Raw genomic sequence first — 22,267 nt, 5'->3', positions numbered from 1 at the left:
AAACTGTTTTTGTGTAGTTGGATAGCAAATGGCTATTTGATATTGATATCGTAAGTAAAGCCTATTGAGAAGGTAGTACCCGGACGATAGCGGGTGAAAATGCGGTCCACATTTTCATCATACGCTGTCTTCTCTTTGGTAATGGGTTTTTCGTACAGCAGCACATACTGGTTGAGCAAATCACTTACGGTGAGGCGAACTTCGCCACGCTTCTTCATGATCTTTTTTGAAATCTGAAAGTCGAGCAGGTTACGTGGCTTTTCATACACATCGCCATAGTTGTCGTTACCTACAAAACGAAGGCGTTGGCCAATTACGTTGTACAACAATGAGAGGTTCAAACCATTGTCGCCATCGTATTGAAAACCGGCATTAATGAGGTAAGGACTCTGGCCTTGCAACGGACGATTGAATGCACCAGTTTTTACACCACTTGCATCTTGAATTTGCAACGTCACTTCGCTAAACAAGAGTGAAGCATTACCATTGAAGTAGAGTTTCTCCATCCAGCCACCTTCTTTGCCCAAAAAGCCTAATGACTTGCGGAATTCAAACTCGGCACCATACAAAATAGCACTCTCGGCATTTTGATACTGGTACTGGCGGCGGGTAGGTGCACTGGCACTGTTGAGGCGCAACTCTATTGGTGCATCAAACGATTTGAGGAATGCGCCAATAGAAATCATTTCTCCTGCTTTAGGATACCATTCGTAACGTACATCTGTATTGATGATAGAAGAACGCTTCAAATCGGGGTTGCCCACTGTAGAAGCAATTTCTTCAAAATCGAAAAAGGCAAATGGTGCAACCTCTCTAAACTCAGGACGGGCTACTGTGCGGCTGGCGGCTACCCGCAAATTTGTTTTGCGGTTGGGTGTAAAAGTGATGTTGGCAGAAGGCAGGAAGTCGAACTTATCGGTTTGTACTTCGAGGTTTTTAGTAGCATTTGTTTCTACCACCTGCTCAAAGTATTCGCCACGGGCACCCCATACCAGGCGCAGCTTTTCACCAATTTTGTTATCAAACATCACGTACGCATTGCTGAGTACAGAAGCGCCGAAATATTTATCGTTCACGTTCTGCAGATCTGTGATGTACATAAAGCCGTTGGGGCCAAAATTGGTGCTTTGGAAAACGTTGTTGTATTGCTCAAAAAACAGACCGGCATTTGACGGATCATTTACACCCAAAATAGTGGCCTGAAACTGGCGGATGCGGGCAAAAGAACCACCACCAACAGAAGCTACCTGCTTCACACCTTTCAGGTTGAAGGGCATTTCTAATTTTACCTGATAGCCAGCACTCTGGTCTTTCAAATCGCTCCAAAAACGGTTGGTATTGTTACCGCGGTTGTTGAGGCTAAAAGGCGCTGTACTGCCTGCAGGCTTGGCATAAGTTTGCACCCGCAGGTCGGGCTGGTCTTTTTTATTGAAAGCGTAGTTGATATTGCCCGAAAACTTAAACTTGTTTTTGAACTGATGCGTCAGTTCTACCTGGCTGCTGTACAAGCTGCGCTGGTTGAGTACCGATGAACGCATTTGCACATCCTGCAGGTTATCAATGTTCACACCATTACGGCGGTAGTAGTTGTCTTCCAGCAATTGGTTGAACAAATTTTTAAAAGCAATTTTTGTTTTGCCTTTGCTGTACGCAAAATTGGCCAAACCGCCCCAGGTGGTGCTGTTCTTATTTTGTGCATCTACATAGTCGAGCAGTGTAGAACCATCAAAGTCGAAAATCTGACGATTAACGGTAGGGAAAATGAGCTTGGATTGACGATACGTAAGGCCAACCACAGAACCAAAGGCACCGCCTTTTTTATCTCTCACGGCATTGGCCCATGTAAGATTGTATTGCTGAATAGGACCGGCAGTAGAAGTTACTTCATCATAAACGCCGTCGTTGAACTGCTGGCTGATGGCATAACGATCGGCCATAGGCAAACGGTTATAAGCAAGATACTTGGTGGGGTAGCTAGCAGGCAGGCTACGCTGGCCATCATCAAAACCCAACCAATCAGTTGCACCACGGCGGTTGCTCACAAATTCCTTTCCGATAGACTGTGTGTTAAAGCCAAAGCTCACACCCACATTCAACAGGTTTTTTACAGGAATATCCTTGGTGGCAATTTGTACCAAACCGCCGGCAAATTCGCCTGTAAGTTCTGGTGTAGCTGTTTTGTTGATAATGATATTATCAATGAGCTGCGAAGGAATAACATCAAACGAAAAAGCTTTTTTATCGGGCTCAGAACTCGGCAGTGTAGCCCCGTTAATCATGGCTGCATTATAGCGGTCGCTGAGGCCACGTACTACAACAAACTTATTGTCTTGAATTGAAGCACCACTCACACGACGCAATACTTCGCCGGTATTTTTATCGGGTGTACGCTTAATAAAATCGGCCGCCAAGCCACTGCTCATGGCCGTGTTGTTTTTTTGAAAAGTGAGCATGGTATTGGTGCTCTCCTGGCGGCGGCTGCTTGTAACTACCACCTCGCCCAGTTCACTTTTTTTATCTTCCAGTAAAATGTCCAGTGTATTGTCGAGGTTGGCTTTTACTTCTACATCTACCACTTCTTTTGTTTGATAACCTACTGCGGTTACCGTTACGCTGTATTTGCCTTCGGGCAGTTGCAGGCTGTATTCGCCATCGGCATTGGCCGGCACACTACGCAGCCCCTTTACCGAAATGGTAGCACCGGCCACAGGCTGGTTGCGCTGGTTGAGAATTTTACCACTCAGGCGTACCGAAACCTGCGCTATGGCGGGGTTTTGGCAAAGTATAATGAGCAGGGAAATGAATGACAACTTAAATAGGTTCTTCACACCAATTGTTTTAATTCGGTGCAAAAGAACCACTGCACTATTACGGCCATGTTACCCCTGTATTAAGGAATTGTGAACAGGGAGTTTGTCGCAGGCCTCCCGGCGGGTGACGGCTGGTTACTCAATCAGCACTATATCAGGCAGCAGCAATCCATAACAGGTGTAGTAACGGATATGCACTGGCCCTGAGGCAAACGCAAGGCACAAAACAAAAGGCACTCCCTATCGGAAGTGCCTTTATGCAAATGGTAAGTAGTGAAATTACTGGCGTACTATGCGGCTTGTTTGGCCATTGCCTAATACAAAGTATACACCGGCGGGGTACTGGCTCATGTCGAGCTGTTGGTAGCCGGTAGCAAAACGGCTTTTGCGCAGTACGGCACCTTGTGCATTTAGCAGGCTCAGCTCCATGGGCTCACGTACCTGCAGCAGCAATTGGTTACCCTGCACCGAAGCCGTAAAGCCAGCCAATGCGCCTTGCAGGCGAATGTTGCGTACCGCACTTACAGCAGATTGGTCGTCGATGTCACGTTGCAACAAGCGATAGTAATTGATACCCGCAGCAGCCGTGGCATGCAGGTATTGGTATTCCTTAGCCAATGCGCTGTTGCCCGCTGCTTTTACGGTACAAATAGTTGTCCAGTTAATGCCATCGGTGCTGTGCTGTGCCACAAAGTCTTTGGTTTGCTGCTCTTGCTGGGTAGCCCATTTTAAGAGAACACCACTGCCCTGCTGCTGTACGCTGAAATCTTTCCAAACCACGGGGAGTGGTGCAGCCGTATTTTCAAAGTAGCGTATACCTCCATAAACCCCCACAAACAAATCCAGGTCGCCATCTTTATCAATGTCTACCAGTGATGGCGCAAGAGCTTGCATTTGAATGAATGAATAGCCTGACAGCGGATTCTTGGTGCCGGTCATTTCACTAAAACGTGGGCTGCAGGCGGTGCCAACATTGGTAAAATATTTTATTTGCCCGTTACTCAATCCAAACAAAACATCTAAACGACCATCTCGATTTAAATCACCGAAAGCGGCCATTGCTTGTCTTGCAGGATTAGTAAGAGAGCCCAAACTGATTGGAAGCGCAGCCGATCCTGTTTGTTCTTCAAACATGGGTGACGCTGCTGTACCTGTATTTTTAAAATACTTGAGCCCACCATAATTGTAATTGTGCCCGATAAATGCATCAAAATCGCCATCAGCATCGATATCAGCGAAGCTTACCCTGGAATATTGAGGAATACCAATGGCTTCGAATGGGTTTGTGTAACCAGGCAGCGGATCAACATCAATAGGAGTACCAGGAAATTTAGGGATTGAGTATGGCGTTTTGCCAAGATTGGGGAAATAATAAATTGTGCCATCGTACGACCCCGAAAACATATCCTTATAGCCATCATTATTGATATCTACCAAGAAAGGCTGCGAGTAAGTTCTATCGCCCGATAAAGCATAATAGAAAGAATTACGTTGCGTAAAATAGGGGCTTTGAGCCGTGCCATCATTACTAACAAAATCAATCCAACCCGTATTGAAGCCCATCACCATATCTTGATCACCATCGTTATCCGTATCAGCAAAGCTGAGGCTCACCCAATTCTCGGTAAACTTGTACCCATTTGCCGGATTGGCATTACCCGTTCGCTCAGTGAAAACCTGCGCCTGCAAAGAGTTTACACAGCATACTCCCCCAATAAGCATGGCGGCCATCAAAGCGGGCTTCATAAGCCGATGGATGGAGTGGTTGTAGTTTACCTGCCGTTGCCACAAATGCAGGCCTTTGAAAAGGCGCAGCGTTAACAATCGTCCTATTGTGAAAAGCCGTTCCAAAAAGAGCAGGTTTTTCAAATCATTTTTACCTGTTGGGTGCGATGCACAGTGTACAGCGTTTTGCATAAACGTACTATTTTAAGCATTCATTAAAAGCAATGGGAAACGTTACCATCACACCCGAATATGCAGGCCTAGCAAAGACTTTGTAACTGCTGAAGTAGTGTGGTATTTGAAAAAAAACATTCATTCCGGCATGTAGATTCATCCATGATCATCAGCGAACAGCAGCTTCTAAGCGGTTGAAACTTTTCTGCAACTGAACACACATTGTATTCCGGAGATTTATACAGAAGGTCTTGAAAAATCGGCGGAATAATGGTTACATGCTAAGGCAAAAAGAGAGATGTATAGCATGCAAATTCATTCACCTACAAATATAACGTTACACATATTGCTGTTTTGTAGTAGAATGACTACAAAAACAAATAAATGCGTCAACACAAATAGTAGAAGAAATTAGATTCAATCTGATTCAACAACTGTTGTTTTAAAACATACTATTTGGCACCAAAAAATAAAGCACTCCTTGTTGGGAGTGCTTTATGCTACAGAACTATAATAACGATTACTGTCGTACAATACGGGTGCTGTGGCCCTTGCCATGTACAAAGTATACACCGGCGGGGTACTGGCTCAGGTCGAGCTGTTGGTAGCCGGTAGCAAAACGGCCTTTGCGCAGGATGACACCTTGTGCATTTAGCAGGCTCAGCTCCATGGGCTCACGTACCTGCAGCAGCAGTTGGTTGCCCTGTACCGAAGCTGCAAAACCTGCCAATGCGCCTTGCAGGCGAATGTTGCGTACCACACTGGTAGCAGTTGTATTGTCGAGGTCGCGTTGCAACAGGCGATAGTAGTTGATACCCGCAGCAGCTGTAGCATGCAGGTACTGGTATTGCTTAGCAGTCAAACTATTGCCCGCAGATTTTACGGTAGCAATATTCGTCCAGTTGGTACCATCGGTGCTGTGCTGTACCACAAAGTCTTTGGTTTGCTGCTCTTGCTGGGTAGCCCACTGCAAGCGTACAGCACTACCCTGCTGTTGTACGCTGAACTCTTTCCAAACTACGGGGAGTAACACACCGGTGATTTCATAGTAATAAAGATTACCGTTTTGATCGCCCAGTACCAAATCACGGTCGGTGTCGCCATCCAAATCGGTAAAAGTTGGAGCAGCGTTGTTGCCTACATCAATCGTAGAAAAGATATCTGCAGCACCCGATTGCAGGGTAAATACTGGCGCTGCAGCAGTGCCGGTATTTTTATAATATTTCAGGGTACCATCGCCTGCACCAATCAATGCATCCTTGTCACCATCGCCATCAATATCGGCAAAGGCAGGTGCTGCATAATTGCCCACATCTACACCATTGAACGGATTGGAAGCACCTGATTGTAATGAAAATACAGGCGAACCAAGAGTGCCGGTATTTTTATAATAAGTGATCACTCCCAACGAATTGCCAATAAACAAATCCATATCGCCATCATTGTCGATATCTACAAAAGCGGGTGTAGCATTATTACCTACGGTAATGCCTGCCAATGGATTGGTATGGCCTGTAATGGTACAAGTAGGGGTACTATAATACGAATAGGCACTGAGCGACGAATTTTTTGGATTACAGGTTGTTCCTGCTACGCCTCCTACATAAGGGTTCATAGCGATGGCCCCATTAAATGTTCCTGTGAACAGATCCATGTCTCCGTCGTTATCGTAATCGAAAAATGTGGGGCTTGCATTTTCCAGCACTTCAAATGAAAACTGGCTGCCGGCTCCAAATGTAACAGGGGCACCACTGGTGCGGATAAAGTAGACATTGTTGGCATAAGATTGACCAACCATCATGTCTACATCTGCATCGCCATCCAAATCGGCAAAGGCGGGTTTTGATTCACCGGGAACCGATTTTCCGTTCAATGGATTATCAACCCCAGTGCGTTGCACTACGGTTTGAGCGTTAACAGGTGCAGTCATAAATACGCCCATTGTTAGCATGGCAGCGGCCAAAGATGGTTTGATGGCACGGCCGAGTTGCCGGCTGTAGCGCAGCAGTCGCTGCCAAAGCTGGCGGCGTTTGCGCAGGCTGAGTGCCAAAAAGCGGCCGGTGGCAATGGCCCTTTCCAACCGGGTCATGGTTTTCACGTAGTTGTTACGTGTTTGTTGCGTGGCAAAGTGTACAGTTGTTTGCATTGTCGTGTTATTTAAAGTGATCATTGAGTTGCTTGAGTGGTTTCATCATCTCCCCGCCAAAAACATCCGTCGGGTAGGTGCAGTGCCCGCTGGTGCTGCGGCGTGGTATGGTTGAGAATGCCCGGCTGCTGCATCTGCGGCAGTACTGCTACATCGTACAGTTCTTCGGTACCATTGAGGTAGCGGATTTTGCCCACTATTTGCCGGGTAGGCAGATGAACGATATCGATACCACACTCCAGCGGCTGCTGTGCTACGGGCAAGGTTCTTTTTGCAGAAGCAGTACTGCGTTGCTTAGACAATCCCACAAACAGGTATTCGCCTATCATATCCATGCCTCTTACAAAACCATTGCTGCGGCTGATGACTTCATAGGTTTTGTTGGCCACATCTACCTGTACCAGTTCGCCGGTGGCAGACAGCAGGCAATACAACTGCCCGTTGAAATAGCGGGGCGTATGCGGCATGGGCAGTTGGTCGAGTATTACTTCGTTGGTTTGTACATCCATCAGCAAGCCACCCATCGTTACATTGGGGCGCCAGCCTTTTTGGCTATCGCTTTTACCAAACATGGTTACGTATTTCGGTTGGCCATCTACCATGCACATGCCGTTGAGGTGGCAGCGGTCTTCCGATACCAGACTGCTGATAAACGGCGGTGTCCACGCAGGGGTAAAACTGTATTCGTCCGTAATGTGGACGAGGCAAGAAAACAAGGTATTAACAGCCAACAAGCGGCCTTGTGCATCCCAGGCAATGTCGTGCAGATCTACAGTGCCGGTATAGTAGCTGGCACGGGGCACAAAAAGCGCATCGTAATAGCCGGGCTTTTGCGGATATTCTTTAGCCAAACCCGCACCGTTGGAAAGCACCACTACTTCGTGCTGCGTAGCCAAAGCCATACGGCCGTTGTGATAGCACATGCCCATGGGCTTATCAAAATTGCGGGGCAGCTGTCGCATGCTGCCATTGCCATCGGGCGATAAAAAAATAACCTTACCCGCCTGATAGGTAGAGATAGCAACACTACACTGTAGTGATTGCAGCAATGAGGGTACGTTAGGTGTATATGTACAAGAAAACGGAGGTAGTGCAGAACTCATTGATGCTGGAATTGTGTGGTAAAAGGTTGGCACAACCATTGTTCCAGACACGGAAAAATGCTGTACTTGTTGATGCCTGCGGCACTATGTATCAATAACTGACAAATCATACATCCTGTTTTTTTCCAATAAGGGTGTTGCAGATGCAAGCATGCTCCCAAAGGAGAATATTACCCGCAGGCAATCATCGCACAACTACCCAATAGTTGATTTGTTTCTTTCCAGGAGATTTGTAAAGCGTAAAACGCCTGATGCACATACTCAATCTGTTACAGCCATCTGGTTGTACATCAGCAGCAATGTATTTACATAAATAAGTGGGTAAAAATAAGCATTAAAAAATCACAAGCATGTAGTAAAACAACTACTAACGAATGAGCAACTCCATCATTTATTTCAGTATTTACCGTTGAGTAAAACTGAGTTGCCACGGTGTTACAGCGTACAAGTAATTTTCAATCTTATCTTCTTTTGGCTGCGGTGATGTTTGTTACTGCCCACTAGCCAGGCTTGTTGTTGCTTTGAAAAAAATTGGGTGTATGCAAACTTCAATAGTGGTTCGGGAGCTGTGCCCCACCAGTACCAGGCAGTGGCTCAAAACAGGGGCTATATTGTTAGACATCCGCGAAGCGGAAGCGACCGAAGCACTTCAATTTGCCGAAGGCAATATCATGTATATGCCACTGAGTCAACTCATGGAGCGGTTTACCGAACTACCTGTTGAAAAGGATATCGTAGTAGCCTGCGAAAGAGGCGTGTTGAGCTTGGATGCCGCTGCTTTTTTGCAGCAAAATGGTTTCGACCGCATATATCACATGCGCAAAGGTTTGCGACATTGGGTGGCCAAAGGCTATCCGGTAACAGGCGATACCGGCGACCTGCCAGTAAACAGTCACAAATGCTGCGGCGGGCATGGGCACCACAAGGCATAGAGAAGTGGTGAAGGCTAAGTTTCACGTTTGCAGCTGTGCAACTTTCAAGCGAAAAGCAAATACCTAGCGTACTAATGTTACACTCATCAAACCAATGACTACATCGTTGGCAACGGTCTTGAGTGTCATACTTGTTAATTGCTTGTCCGGGTTCAATTTTACATTGAGTACGGTAGCAGCTCCGCCATCAATACCAAAATTGGAAAACCCTTTGATGCCTGTGTATTTATAATTCAGCGGCATCACTTCTCCCGTCTTGAGCAATACACGGATGGGTTTGGTGTCGCCTGTGGTAAATGCAAAACCATCTACAAAAAAATCTTGCTCAATGGGCCACCAGTTTTCAGGATTGCGTAATGGCAATGTTGTGGAAGTTCCATCTGCATAAGTTACTTCAACCGTTCCATTCAGTATTCGGCTTTGCATAGGGTTGGTACTACCCGCCATCAACAAATAAGCATGTGAAGCTTTCCCGGTTAATGGTAGCACAACCGAATCGGGATAATTATCCCACATAGATGTAAAGACGATATTCTTTTTTTCAGCAGATGGAGTGTTGAATGGAATATGATTGATAATCACTTCGTTTTTGACGCCTGCTTTTACACGCAAGCCGCTATCGCTAATGTTTGCGGTTGTAAGCGGATACGCCCAATTGCCAATACCTTGTACTGGCAGCTGCAAGGTAGGCACAGCAGGGCGTGGCGATAAATATTCGTTCTTGAAAATATTGGTTACCGCATCGTTGAAGTAGGGTGCTATATCAATTTTTTCAAATGTTGTGGTAGCTGAAATAGCAGGTTCCTGATACACCAACTCATCTTTTATGAGTGAAAAACTCAACGGTTGAAACCATGTAAAGTTTCCTTGTTTCAATTGCAGGTAAAGGCTGTTTACGCCTGCATCGTTTAGTTTTCCCGAAACCGTATTGCTGCTGTATCTCAGGTTGCGCAATACTTCCACCGGCTGATAAGCGTTTAAGACAGTTGCCTTTTTCAAAGTTACTTGCACCAGTTCCTTTCCGTTATAGGCTAACTGGTGTTGTGGTTTTTCAAATGCGGCACCTTTCCATTGTATCACTACGGTAAATTTTTTTGCAGGAGCGGTTTCTATTTGCAAGGCGGGTTGTCCAATAATGCTGTCTATATTTTTCCATGTAGCTGCTTTCCCATTCACAGTAACCGATGCAATGACATCCCGATAGGCTGGCAATATCAGCTGCAACTTCACAGCCTGTTTAAAACGAGTAACAAGAGTATATTCTTCAACCAATCCTTTTCGCTTAAATGAAAATGAAACGTCGGGGGTATTAATGGAAGCATGGTTCCATTGCTTTGGCAAACCAGGCTTCACAGTTAAAGAATGGTTGAGCAAATCAGGCGTTATACCAAACAAACCTTCCACCAGCGAACGAGCCGCCATGCCTATTGGATCGGCAAAGTCTCGATAGAGCTCTCCACGTATGGCATCGTAAAAACTAAGCTGTTGAATATTGCCGGGGCTGGCACCCAGATACATACTTTCCATCAACGAACTTTTCCATAACCGATAGGCTTCCTCTTTTTGCCCCCCCTGCCAGTACGCCATTGCGGTATGCAGCAGTTCGGCCAAAGCCACATTGTTTAAACTCCACGTGTAGGGCTGCCAGTTGGTTGTTGATAATGTATACAATGTTGAATCTTGCAAACCCTTGGCCACAATGGGTATACGTGGTATATATGCATTTACATATTGCAAAGATTGATACGCTTGAATGGGATCGGCAATGCCTTCATCGAGTGCATGATAGATGGTCCATAAGGCAGCTGATTCATGCAACAATTTATTGCCCAACAAATCTTTGTATTCGGCGTACCAGCCTTTATGCTTCATCCACAATTGCTGGTTAATGGCATTAAGTATTTTGGTTGCTTCTGCTGCATACTTGCTGCCATCGGCACCAACAATGATGGCCAGTTGTGCAGCCATTTTATTTGACCGGTAATTGTACGCCGAAGAATGTGTGACACCGCCGCCGCTATACTGCAAAGCATCGCTTGCCCAGATAGCCGCATAGGAATCATACATTCCGTCGCCATCCACATCAAAATTTCGTTTTTCCCAATCGAGATGCCGCACCAGCAAAGGCCACATCTGTTTTACATACGCAGTATCACCGGTCCAGTTGAAATGATTAAGCAACTGATCGATGAATACCAAATTCATGTCGTAATGATGGGCACGTAAATCGCCACCCGGATTTCTTGAAATGTATCCGCTACTAAATAATGAAGTCCCCAACCTTTCAAGTTGCCGTCCCAAATGCAATGCTGTGTCGGCTACAACGGGCCCGCTGGCAGGTGTTGTAACCTGCGACAATGCATATCCGTTAAAATGTTTTCTGGCTCTGTCGTGCCAGCCCATTACATCGGCGAGGTACGCTCCCCGCCAGCCATTCAGCCGCATACGCCATGCCACAGCGCCATGCATAAACGATGGATCTTCCCATACAGCATCAGCAGCAATACTTAATGCCGGGCCCAATGCATTCATGTGTGCATCGGGCGTGTTGATGGTTATGCTGTTGGCAATTTTTTTTCTGGTAATTTCTGCTTGCGAAAATAGCGTTGGTAATTGATGGTAAGCAACTGTTTGACTTTTTTCCGACTTCTGTATTAAAAAATACAGGGGTACTTTTTGTGCGTCCACAACAGCCGATAGTGCAGGTGCTTCTGTTGAAGTTGCAGCTGTGAGAAAACTTTGCGGCGATTGCAATTGTGTGGCATCCGCAATTTTCATCACTGTATTTTCAGGAAACACAGCCGCGATTGCTTTTGCTTTATCTGCAGCTGCATTGTTGGTTTGTGCATTGGGCAAATGCTGTACTTCGTAGCGTTCTTCTTCGCTTAAAGGTTTTGCAAAACCATACAGCAAACTGAAATGGTTATTCTTTATAGTATAAATATTATCCTTGCAATACTCAGGCTTCAGGTAAAATGAGGATTCAGGATCAGCACCAATATCTCCATCACGTGAAAACTTTTTGCCTGTTGCGCCACCGTAAGCAGCCACTATTTGCAAGCCCGCTGGCGCATTGCTAGTATACAATTTCAACATCAACCCTTCTCTGTCGTACAATGCAATGGCGTGTACATAAATCACTGCTTTGCCCAGCAGCGGATCTTTTATTTCGTACAGCATGGAACCCGCACGATACAAGGCTTTGATATGTTTTGCTCCAATCAGCCATTTACTTTTTCCATTGATAACAAAACCAAATTTCAGATTGCCACCCATACCCGGCATGTATAATGCAAACTCTGGCAGGTCGCCGGCTTCTGCACGAAAGGCCGTATTGCCACCATACAATGCACGATTAAAACGCCTTGTGCCGTTTTCAATAACAATATCATTTCCTTCTGGACGATACCGTACTTCACGTTGAATGCCGTGCCATATTTTTTTCTCTTGCGCTACTGCAGCAGCGAAAAAAAACAGCAAACAGGTTACAAATACAAACTCCTTCATTCACTAAAAATTTTATGGATGGCCTCTTCACAAACGCAACTTGCTGTTGCTGTAGCAGGCCTCACTGCCCATGTCGGCGATGTTACTCATCTACAGAAAAAATTTTGGTTACACATAAATATATAACCGCTACTTCCACTCAAATGGCTGGCCGTTTACCAATACATTGTTCAACGCAATGCCTCCTTTATATGGCGTTTTCAACACCGGTGCTTTGGCGGTAGCTTTCACATTGTTGAACTGTATAGCACTTACAGTATCCATGGGGTTTCCTTCCATAGTGCCCAGGCTGTTGCACTGCACCTGTATGTTGTTGAAAACAATGTTGCGTACTTGTGCATAGGGTTTGGCGGTACTGCCACCCATATCAAAAAACTGCGTCCACGGTGCCATGCTAATAATAGTGCCGCACTTGCCTGTGATGTTTTCGATGCGTACGTTTTCATAAATCTGATACGTATCGGGGCGCATTTTCAACCGCAGGATGGACGTGTTGTGTTCCATCACACAATTGCGCATTATAATGTTGCGGGCATGAATGCTTTCGCTGCCAAATGTGAGTGTACCATGCGATTCACCAAACACACAATCTTCAATCAGAATGTTTTCTACCACACCGTTTTCGCTACGCAAATGAGCATCGGGGCCTTTACCGCCTTTTACACATACCGCATCATCATTTACTGAGATATAGCATTTGCGAACAGTCACGTTTTTACACACATCAATATCAATACCATCGGTGCTGGGTGCTTTCACCGGTGCAAATGGCGAACGGATATCACAGTTTTCAATCAATACATTGTTGCACTGATATAAGTGCGTGGTCCAAAAGCCTGCATTGTGCAGTTTCACATTTTTTATCTGCACATTGTTGCTGCCCCAAATAAATACCAAACGAGGCCGGTGTACTTCGAGGTTGGTCGCACTACGGCCTTCTTTTTTTACTGAGTCGCGGTAAAACCAGAAGTACTTCCAAAACTTTAACCCATTGCCATCAATGGTACCAGGGCCGTTGATTTCAAAACCGTCTACATGATAGGCATTGATTAAAGCCGCATAGTAGTAAATGCTGCGGCCTTCCATGCGGGAGGGCAGCAACGGATAATGGCTGATATCATCGGAGCCTTTGAGCTGCGCCCCTTCCTGCAACTGCAGTTTGGTGTTGGGTTTAAAAAACAAAGCGCCGGTTAAAAACACACCTTTCGGTACAACAATGGTTCCGCCACCATTTGCTTCAGCTTTGTCTATCACTTGTTGAATGGCTGCTGTGCTCAGCTTGCTGCTGTCGGTACCTACGCCGTGTTGTGTAATAACGTATGTTGTATTCGAGCTGTCGGACCCATAAAAGGGCGAAGCGGAAGTAGCAATGGCGAGCAAAACCATCGGAAAGATGGCCACGAGGCGAAATTTGTACATATGGCAAATGATTAGCCCCATAAAAGTAGCCAACCGCCAAAGCCGAGTGTCCTGTGCTGTCCGCAAACGATTGATATAAGGGAGGCAGCCTTTCGGCGCTGCAGCAGCTACATTATTTCATTGTTAAGAAATTATTACCAAATAACAGCATGCGTTTACTGAGCATCTATCCGCTGACCTTTGCTGCGCAAAAAACAACTACACATGGGTCTCAATTCTGTACTCAAATTCTTTCTGCCCAAAGACCGGGTATTCTTCGATTTGTTTGAAAACGTAGCCGACAACCTTGAAATAATGGGTAAGAAGCTGAAAGAAATAGTGAATGAAACCGACTATGACAAACGTGCTGCCCTTATTAAGCAAGTAGAAGACCTGGAGCACAAAAACGATGAAGTAACCCACCGCATTTTTACCGAACTCGGCCGCAATTTTATTACACCGTTCGACCGCGAAGACATTCACTACCTGGCGTCTGCCCTCGATGATATTGCAGATTACATCTACGCTTCTGCCAAAAAAATAAACTTCTACCGGGTAAACCCTAACGATATTGGCATCTCCAAATTTGCTGACCTCATTGAGCAAGGTTGTATACAAGTACAAACAGCGGTAAAAGAACTACGCAACATGAAAAATGTACGCAGTATTACCGATGCACTGGTGCGGGTAAACAGCATCGAAAATCAGGCCGACGATGTGTTTGATCTGAGCATTGAACGCCTGTTTGCAACAGAGCCAGATGCCAAAGAAGTGATTAAGAAGCGGGAAATTTATCAGGTGCTGGAACTGGTGACCGATAAGTTTGAAGACGCCGGCAATGTGATTGAATCCATCATCATTAAGTACGCCTAAAGCCTGCCCAAGCGGTTCTTCATCCCGAATCCTTATCATTCACAATTCTGCGTATGACTTTTCTGGTTGTCATTATAGCACTGGCACTCATTTTTGATTACATCAATGGTTTTCATGATGCTGCCAACTCCATTGCTACCATCGTTTCTACAAAAGTACTAACGCCTTTTCAGGCGGTGGTGTGGGCGGCGGTATTCAACTTTTTGGCCTTCTTTATTTTTAAAGACCACGGCGTAGCCAACACCATTGCCAAAACCGTACACGAAGAATTCATTACCCTCCCGGTTATTTTCAGTGGTTTGCTGGCAGCCATTGCCTGGAACCTCTTTACCTGGTGGTTTGGCATTCCTTCTTCCTCTTCGCATACATTGATTGGAGGCTTTGCCGGCGCAGCCATAGCCCATGCCGGCTTTGGCTCGGTAAACAGCGAAAAAGTAATGGAGATTGCCAGCTTTATTGTACTGGCGCCCATGGTTGGTATGCTCATGGCCTTTATCATATCGCTGTGGTTCATCAATTCATTTCGCAAAGGCCCTGCACCAAAAATTATTTCACTGGTGGTTATTGGTTTGGTTGCCTTGTTTTTGTACTTCAACCTGGTAACCGATCCTGCCAAACTGAAAACCCACTTCGAAAGCCATGCGCTGAAAGTGATTTTTCATGGCTCCAATTTCAAATGGATTTTGCTGGCGTTCATTTTGATAGTAATGGCTGTGTTTACTTTCTTCCTGAGCACATTGAATGCTGCCCGCAGCAACCAATGGTTTAAGCGGTTGCAGCTGGTTTCATCAGCGGCATTCAGCATTGGCCACGGTGGCAATGATGCGCAAAAAGTAATGGGTATCATTACCGCGGCTCTCATTGCCAACGGCAACATTGCCGGCTTTGATGAAATGCCGGTTTGGGTACCACTCGCCTGTTATGCAGCCATTGGCATTGGCACCATGAGTGGCGGTTGGAAAATTGTAAAAACCATGGGCACCCGCATTACAAAGGTTACCCCGTTTGAAGGGGTAGCAGCCGAAACGGCCGGTGCCATTACTCTCTTCGTTACAGAGGCATTAAAAATTCCGGTTTCTACCACGCATACCATTACTGGTTCTATTATAGGCGTAGGTGCTACCAAGCGTTTGAGTGCTGTACGCTGGGGCGTAACGCTCAACCTGCTGTGGGCATGGATATTGACGATACCAGTAAGTGCTGCACTGGCAGCCGGAGTTTATTACCTCGTCCGTTTTTACTACGGTTCTTAATTGTTTTTTTCTACATACACAATTGTGTATAGCAATAAAATGCGACTCAAACGGGTCGCATTTTTTGCATGGATAGCCCGTGTGCAACTATTAACTTTGTTGCATGCCAAAAATTCTTGTAACCGGTGGTTGTGGCTTCATCGGCTCCCACACCATTGTAGATTTAGTAGAAAACGGATTTGACGTAATTTCTATTGACGATAACAGCCGCAGCACTACTTACCTGCTGGAAGGCGTAGAAAAAATTACCGGCCGCAAAATCAAAAACTATAAAGTAGACCTCTGCAGTTTTGATGAAACCAGGGCTGTGTTTGAAGAAAACCCCGACGTGGCTGCCATCATTCATTTTGCGGCCTACAAAGCGGTGGGTGAGTCGGTAGAAAAGCCATTGATGTATTTTGAAAACAACCTCATTTCACTCATCAACCTGCTGAAGTGCACCCGTGAGTTTGCCATAGGTCATTTTGTATTTTCCTCTTCTTGTACCGTGTATGGCAGCCCCGATAGCATTCCGGTTACGGAGCAATCGCCTGTAAAACCTGCCGAAAGCCCCTATGGCCTTACCAAGCAAATGGGCGAACAAATGATTGCCGAAGTAGCCAAACTGGGCACTACCAAATGCATTTTGCTCCGCTATTTCAATCCTGTAGGTGCTCACCCCACAGCCCTGATTGGTGAGCTTCCATTGGGCAAACCGGCCAACCTAGTGCCGGCCATTACCCAAACGGCTATTGGCAAACTGCCTATGATGCAGGTGTACGGGTCTGACTACGACACCCGTGATGGCAGCTGCATCCGCGACTACATTCATATCTGCGATATTTCGCATGCACATACCCTGGCAGTGCAGCGGCTGATGAACGGTGAAAGCACTAAACAAATAGACATTTTCAACCTTGGCACAGGCAATGGCGTAACCGTGCTGGAAGCCATCAAGGCATTTGAAAAAGTAAGTGGTGTTGCCCTCAACTACCAAGTGGGGCCACGCAGGCCCGGCGATATTGTAGCCATTTATGCCAACAATGAAAAAGCTGTGAATGAGCTGGGCTGGCAATGCCAGTACAACCTTGAGGATATGATGAGCAGTGCCTGGAAATGGGAGCTCCGCATACGGGAAGATGAAGCCCTGCAAGGCTTGCAGCAAGCTTTTTTGAACTAACGAATTGTTGTGTAGCACTATAGAAGGCCCTGTAGATGTTTGCATCGGCAGGGCCTTGTTTTTTTCAACAGCAGAACGGGATTTTTTTAAGCCCTGCTTGCAGGTTTACAACTATTTTCGCGGCACAAAATTTTCAGCCATGCCCCAGTTATCTGATATAGTAGTACAAAATGAAAAAGAAACCCGCGGTGGTTTTGGAGAAGGCATTTACGAAGCCGGAAAACGCAACCCCAAAGTGGTAGCCCTTACGGCTGACCTGGCCGGTTCTTTGAAGCTCGGCCCATTCATCAAGGACTTTCCGGAGCGTTTTGTACAAGTGGGCATTGCCGAAGCCAACATGATGGGCATTGCTGCCGGCCTCACCATTGGCGGCTACATTCCATACACCACTACGTTTGCCAACTTTAGCACCGGCCGTGTATACGATCAAATTCGCCAGAGCATTGCCTACAGCCATAAGAACGTAAAAATTTGTGCCAGCCATGCTGGTCTTACACTGGGTGAAGATGGTGCCACCCACCAAATTCTGGAGGACATTGGCCTGATGAAAATGCTGCCGGGAATGACCGTGATTGTGCCCTGCGACTTTAACCAAACAAAGGCCGCTACCATGGCCATTGCCGACTACGAAGGGCCTGTGTACCTGCGTTTTGGCCGCCCCAAGTGGCCCAACTTTACTGCCGAAGACGGCAGCGATTTTGTAATTGGCAAAGCCCAACTGCTGGCAGAAGGTACCGATGTTTCCATTTTTGCATGCGGCCACCTTGTATGGAAAGCTATTGAAGCTGCCCGTACGCTGCAAGCCGAAGGCATTGCAGCAGAAGTAATTAATATTCATACCATCAAGCCGTTGGATAGCGAAGCCATTATTGCCAGCATCAGCAAAACCGGCTGTGCTGTAACTGCCGAAGAGCACAACGTACTCGGTGGACTGGGCGACAGCGTAGCACAGGTAGCTGCCCGCAACAAGCCCGTGCCTATTGAGTTTGTAGGCACCAACGACACCTTTGGCGAAAGCGGAAAACCGGCCGACCTACTGAAAAAATATGGTTTGGATGCGCCCAACATTGTAGCTGCCGCTAAAAAAGCCATTGCCCGTAAATAATCTTTGCAACAATTTTGCATTTTCAATCAGGTTTGTTGAAACATTTTGGAGATTTTGCGGTTATAGCTAAAACTCTACGCCATGCCAGGAGGAATCATCAAACAACTGAGAGAAAAAAAGGGGATGAAACAAGATGCTGTGGCCATGGAAATGGGTATTTCGCAGGCCGCTTACAGCAAAATTGAAAACAACCTCACCGAGCTTACGGTAAGACATTGCAAAGCACTCAGCCGAATTTTTGGCGAAAATGTGTATGACTACTTTGACGATGAGTTTGAAATTCATCGGCTGAAACGCAAAAAACAAACCTTGGGCAACCAGCAACTGATAGAAGAAGTGGCTTAAACCACGTGACATATACATCGGCGGCGATTACTGTAGCAAGTAATCGCCGCTCTTGTTTTCAATCAACCCGTATTAAACCATCCCTGTCACTTCCGGTCATAGCATTGTATTTTTGACCATATCCCCCCTGCTGCATGCACCTCGACGACAAAACATTACTGGCGCAGTTTGCCGAACCCGCCCTGCGGGAACGGGCATATACTGCCATCATCAAAAAATACCAGGAGAAGCTCTACTGGCACATTCGCCGCATGGTGATAGAGCACGAAGACACCAACGACGTGCTGCAAAATGTGTTTGTAAAAGTGTGGAATGCCCTGGCCAATTTTCGGGAAGACAGCCAGTTGTACACCTGGTTGTACCGCATTGCCACCAATGAAAGCATCAGCTTTTTGGAGCAGAAAAAACGCAAGACCGCCGCTGTAAGCCTCAGCGATGAGGAAAGCAGCTACGACTTTGAAAACAGCATCAAGGCCGACAAACATTTTGACAGCACCCGGTTGGAATGGCGCCTGCAATTGGCCATCAACCAATTGCCCGAAAAACAACGGTTGGTATTTAACCTGCGCTACTACGATGAAATGCCTTACGAAGAAATGAGCAAGATGCTGGGCACCACTACCGGTGCATTAAAAGCCAGCTACCACCATGCCGCTAAAAAAATTGAAGAATACATTTTAAAACACGCCTGAGCTGTTAAACCAATTAACAAAACAACCGTCTGATAGATAGTAAAATGACCACCGACCCCAACATAGTAACCGAATTGCAAAGCATTGCTCCCACACTGGCTGGTATTACCCGCCGCATGCCCTACGCCGTACCCGAAGGCTACTTTGAGTATCTGGCCGACCGCATGCTGATAGAAGTAACGCCCTCCCCACAAACCGGCACTGTACCCGAAGGCTACTTCGACAATTTTGCCGACAATATGCTGCAGCTCATTCGTAAGCAAAACAGCAGCCACGAACTGGCCGATATTGCTCCCACACTCGCAGGCATCTCTAAGGAAATGCCGTACCATGTACCTGCCGGTTATTTTGAGCAGCTTACTCCTGCCCTGCCCCAGCCCGCCAAAGTGGTAAGCATGAGCAGTAAAAAAATGTGGTGGCGTATGGCCGTAGCAGCTGTGTTGCTCATTGGCGGATTCAGTATCTGGCAACTCAGCAACGATAACAAGCAAGCCAACAGCACAGGCCTGGATGTAGCAACGCTGGCTGCAGATACCGTGGCTATTCCACAAGAAATCAGCCTGCAATTGGCCAATCTGGATGCCAGTACACTCGAATCAGCATTTGCAGAAACAGAACATACCAGCAGCCACACACAAGCCGCTTACCTGCTCGAAACCGACAACTTTGAGCAAGCCTTACAATCAGTAACCACCGAAGCCATCAGTGATCAACTCGATAAAATACCTGTTACCCAAAAAAATATTTAATGGTTCAACTCTACGCATAGTCATGAAAAAGATTTTGTTATTCGTATGGATGCTGGGCTTGGGCTTTGTAGCGCAGGCACAGGATAAAAAAGAGGATGCGCTGGAAGCATTGCGCATTGCCTTCATCAGCAAGCAGCTGGAGCTCACTCCTACCGAAGCCGAAAAGTTTTGGCCGGTATACAACAAATATCAGGGCGACCTGCGCCGCATGATGCAGGAGCACCGCGATAAGAAAGGCTCTGAGCTGGATTGGGAAGAAAAACTGCTGAACATGCGCAAGCAGTACAAACCTGAGTTTACCAAATGCATCAGCGAACAAAAATTTGATCGACTGATACGGGCCGAACGTACCTGGGGCGATATGCTGCGCAAAGAATTACAGCGCCGTCGTGAAGCGGGTGAACGCCCGGGTATGGGCCGGCCGCCAATGGTTCGTCCTCGTCAATAAGCTTCCGTTACGCTATTTATACTGCAGTAAGCAAAAAAAGCCGCCCCTTGGGTGGCTTTTTTATTGATTGCTGTGGAATGTTGATTGCCTGATTTCTGATGGATGGAAAGCCACAACTATATTTGCTCTGCTGCCTTACCCCAGCCCATTTGCTGCATGCTGTTATCCGTTATTATTCCTGTTTACAATAGTGAGCATACCATTGGTCCGCTGGTGGATTTGCTGCAATCATCAATTCACCATACCTCATTTGAAATTGTACTGGTAAATGATGGCAGCCGCGACCGCAGTGGAAAAATCATTATGCAACTGGCGAAGCAATACCCCAATGTGCAAGCCATTTCTTTGCGTAGAAATTTTGGAGAGTTCAATACCGTGATGTGTGGCCTTAATCATTGCAAAGGCGATTATGCCACTATTATTGATGATGATTTTCAGAACCCACCCACTGAAATTTTAAAGCTCTTGCAAAAAGCACAGCAAGACGATTTGGATGTGGTATATGCCAACTATGGCAAAAAAGAACATTCCCACTTTCGCAATATGGGGAGCCGGTTGTTCAACTGGCTCATCAGCCAACTGATGGACAAACCGAAGCATTTGTATCTCTCCAGCTTCAAGGTCATCAGCCGCCCGGTGATTGATGAAATCATTCGCTACAAAGGGCCGTACCCTTTTATTGACGGACTCATTTTTGCAGTCACCCGCAACGTTGACAGTCAACTGGTCGATCATCAAAAAAGAAAAGAAGGCAAAAGCAACTACAGCATCCGCCGATTGGTATCGTTGTTTCTCAATATGTTCATCATCTGCAGTCCGCGTCCGTTACGTATTTTATTCATGTCGGGCTGGTTGTTTATTGCACTCGGCTTATTGGCCGTTGTGTTTGAAACCATCCTGCTTTGGTTTTTTGAAGAATATTACAAAGCAGAACATATTGTTTGGATTACGCTGGTGCTGGTAATGGGCCTGCAGTTTTTTGCGATGGGTTTGCTGGGCGAATACCTGGGTAAAATCATGATGACACAAAATGGCTGGCCACAGTATGTAATTAAGCAACAAAGCGGAAAGGATGATCGGCAAGAAGCATGAGTATGCGTTGATGCATGAATCAGAAACGAATTTCTGGTGGTACAAACACTTGCATCAACAAGTGCTGCACAGCATTGAGCATTACTTCTTGCAGCAAAAAAACATTGATATTTTAGATGCAGGCTGTGGCACAGGAGGACTGTTGGTAAAGCTGCAGCAACAACAGTACAACAATCTGCATGCGTTAGACGCCTCTTCAGACGCTGTGAACTTTGCCCGTGAAAAAACAGGATTGCCCAATATTGTGTTTGGCTACCTACAAGAAGTGGGACAGCATTTTTATGGTCGACAGTTCGATGTGATTTGCTGCATGGATGTATTCACGTATTTAATTGATGAAGAGATTGTTTCGGTATTGCAACAGTTTGCTGGCTTATTAAAGCCTGGTGGCATCATCATCACCAACAACAATGCTTTTAAAGCATTTAAAGGCACACACGACTACCACGTGGGTGTCATCAAACGTTTTACAGCGAAAGACTTTCAGCAATATGCAGCGAATGCCGACCTACAAGTATTGGAAAACCGCTATTGGAATTTCTTGCTTTCACCATTGGTATGGACCATTCGCAAGTGGAAATTATTGCTACACCATACAGGCATCAAATCAGCCGATCACATCCAGTCTGATATTGCCATGCCAGCTACTGCTGTAAACAACTGCTGTTTCTCACTGCTGCAGTTTGAACGCAAATGGCTGCGCAATCCTCCTTGGGGTACCAGTGTTTTTACAGTATTACAACACAAACCTTAGGC

General features: G+C 46.2%; 17 protein-coding genes. 11 read left to right on the top strand and 6 right to left on the bottom strand.

Going from position 1 to position 22,267, the window contains the following annotated elements; all coding sequences use genetic code 11:
• Nucleotides 1-32: 32 nt before the first annotated feature.
• The 4 genes from V7Q13_RS16970 to V7Q13_RS16955 form a co-directional block, all read right to left on the bottom strand.
• Nucleotides 33-2,828 (bottom strand): TonB-dependent receptor, encoded by a 2,796-nt coding sequence (locus V7Q13_RS16970; RefSeq protein WP_333801859.1) that lies wholly within the window; start codon nt 2,826-2,828, stop codon nt 33-35.
• 261 nt (nt 2,829-3,089) lie between these two features.
• Nucleotides 3,090-4,214 (bottom strand): FG-GAP-like repeat-containing protein, encoded by a 1,125-nt coding sequence (locus V7Q13_RS16965; protein ID WP_442958267.1) that lies wholly within the window; start codon nt 4,212-4,214, stop codon nt 3,090-3,092.
• A gap of 1,015 nt (nt 4,215-5,229) precedes the next feature.
• Complete coding sequence (locus V7Q13_RS16960) at nt 5,230-6,855, bottom strand: FG-GAP-like repeat-containing protein (protein WP_333801857.1); 1,626 nt, start codon at nt 6,853-6,855, stop codon at nt 5,230-5,232.
• A gap of 20 nt (nt 6,856-6,875) precedes the next feature.
• A complete protein-coding gene (locus V7Q13_RS16955) occupies nt 6,876-7,958 on the bottom strand; it encodes a TIGR03032 family protein (protein WP_333801856.1) in 1,083 nt (360 codons plus the stop codon).
• Nucleotides 7,959-8,497: 539 nt separating this feature from the next.
• On the opposite strand from V7Q13_RS16955, the gene V7Q13_RS16950 reads away from it, so the two are divergent.
• Nucleotides 8,498-8,890, top strand: coding sequence for a rhodanese-like domain-containing protein (locus V7Q13_RS16950; protein ID WP_333801855.1), 393 nt, complete (start codon nt 8,498-8,500; stop codon nt 8,888-8,890).
• A gap of 63 nt (nt 8,891-8,953) precedes the next feature.
• On the opposite strand, the gene V7Q13_RS16945 is transcribed toward V7Q13_RS16950, so the two are convergent.
• Nucleotides 8,954-12,397, bottom strand: a complete 3,444-nt coding sequence (locus V7Q13_RS16945; protein ID WP_333801854.1) for a DUF4450 domain-containing protein — start codon at nt 12,395-12,397, stop codon at nt 8,954-8,956.
• 129 nt (nt 12,398-12,526) lie between these two features.
• The gene (locus V7Q13_RS16940) at nt 12,527-13,816 is read right to left on the bottom strand and encodes a glycoside hydrolase family 28 protein (RefSeq protein ID WP_333801853.1); all 1,290 of its coding nucleotides are present in this window, start codon (nt 13,814-13,816) and stop codon (nt 12,527-12,529) included.
• 204 nt (nt 13,817-14,020) lie between these two features.
• Between V7Q13_RS16940 and V7Q13_RS16935 the strand changes: the two genes are divergently transcribed.
• From V7Q13_RS16935 to V7Q13_RS16890, 10 genes are all read left to right on the top strand, one after another.
• Entirely contained in the window at nt 14,021-14,668 is a 648-nt protein-coding gene (locus V7Q13_RS16935; protein ID WP_333801852.1) for a DUF47 domain-containing protein, read from the top strand.
• 53 nt (nt 14,669-14,721) lie between these two features.
• Nucleotides 14,722-15,921 (top strand): inorganic phosphate transporter, encoded by a 1,200-nt coding sequence (locus tag V7Q13_RS16930; RefSeq protein ID WP_333801851.1) that lies wholly within the window; start codon nt 14,722-14,724, stop codon nt 15,919-15,921.
• Between the two features lie 103 nt (nt 15,922-16,024).
• Nucleotides 16,025-17,080 carry a UDP-glucose 4-epimerase GalE gene (gene galE / locus V7Q13_RS16925; RefSeq protein WP_333801850.1) on the top strand — a complete coding sequence of 352 codons (1,056 nt, stop codon included), beginning with the start codon at nt 16,025-16,027 and terminating at the stop codon, nt 17,078-17,080.
• A 139-nt stretch (nt 17,081-17,219) separates the two neighbouring features.
• Entirely contained in the window at nt 17,220-18,185 is a 966-nt protein-coding gene (locus tag V7Q13_RS16920; RefSeq protein ID WP_333801849.1) for a transketolase family protein, read from the top strand.
• Nucleotides 18,186-18,266: 81 nt separating this feature from the next.
• On the top strand, nt 18,267-18,530 hold the full coding sequence (locus V7Q13_RS16915; protein ID WP_157476642.1) for a helix-turn-helix transcriptional regulator: 264 nt from the start codon (nt 18,267-18,269) through the stop codon (nt 18,528-18,530).
• Between the two features lie 134 nt (nt 18,531-18,664).
• The gene (locus tag V7Q13_RS16910; protein WP_157476640.1) at nt 18,665-19,222 is read left to right on the top strand and encodes an RNA polymerase sigma factor; all 558 of its coding nucleotides are present in this window, start codon (nt 18,665-18,667) and stop codon (nt 19,220-19,222) included.
• 44 nt (nt 19,223-19,266) lie between these two features.
• On the top strand, nt 19,267-19,971 hold the full coding sequence (locus tag V7Q13_RS16905) for a hypothetical protein (RefSeq protein WP_333801848.1): 705 nt from the start codon (nt 19,267-19,269) through the stop codon (nt 19,969-19,971).
• Nucleotides 19,972-19,993: 22 nt separating this feature from the next.
• Nucleotides 19,994-20,419, top strand: coding sequence for a hypothetical protein (locus V7Q13_RS16900; protein ID WP_333801847.1), 426 nt, complete (start codon nt 19,994-19,996; stop codon nt 20,417-20,419).
• Between the two features lie 156 nt (nt 20,420-20,575).
• A complete protein-coding gene (locus V7Q13_RS16895) occupies nt 20,576-21,511 on the top strand; it encodes a glycosyltransferase family 2 protein (protein WP_333801846.1) in 936 nt (311 codons plus the stop codon).
• Nucleotides 21,492-22,265 carry a class I SAM-dependent methyltransferase gene (locus tag V7Q13_RS16890; protein ID WP_333801845.1) on the top strand — a complete coding sequence of 258 codons (774 nt, stop codon included), beginning with the start codon at nt 21,492-21,494 and terminating at the stop codon, nt 22,263-22,265. The genes V7Q13_RS16895 and V7Q13_RS16890 overlap by 20 nt, the downstream gene beginning before the upstream one ends.
• The last annotated feature ends 2 nt before the right edge of the window (nt 22,266-22,267 follow it).

It is taken from the genome of Phnomibacter sp., assembly GCF_036803085.1.
In the GTDB taxonomy this organism is placed as follows: domain Bacteria; phylum Bacteroidota; class Bacteroidia; order Chitinophagales; family Chitinophagaceae; genus Phnomibacter.
This window is presented reverse-complemented; position numbering and strand designations above follow the sequence as displayed.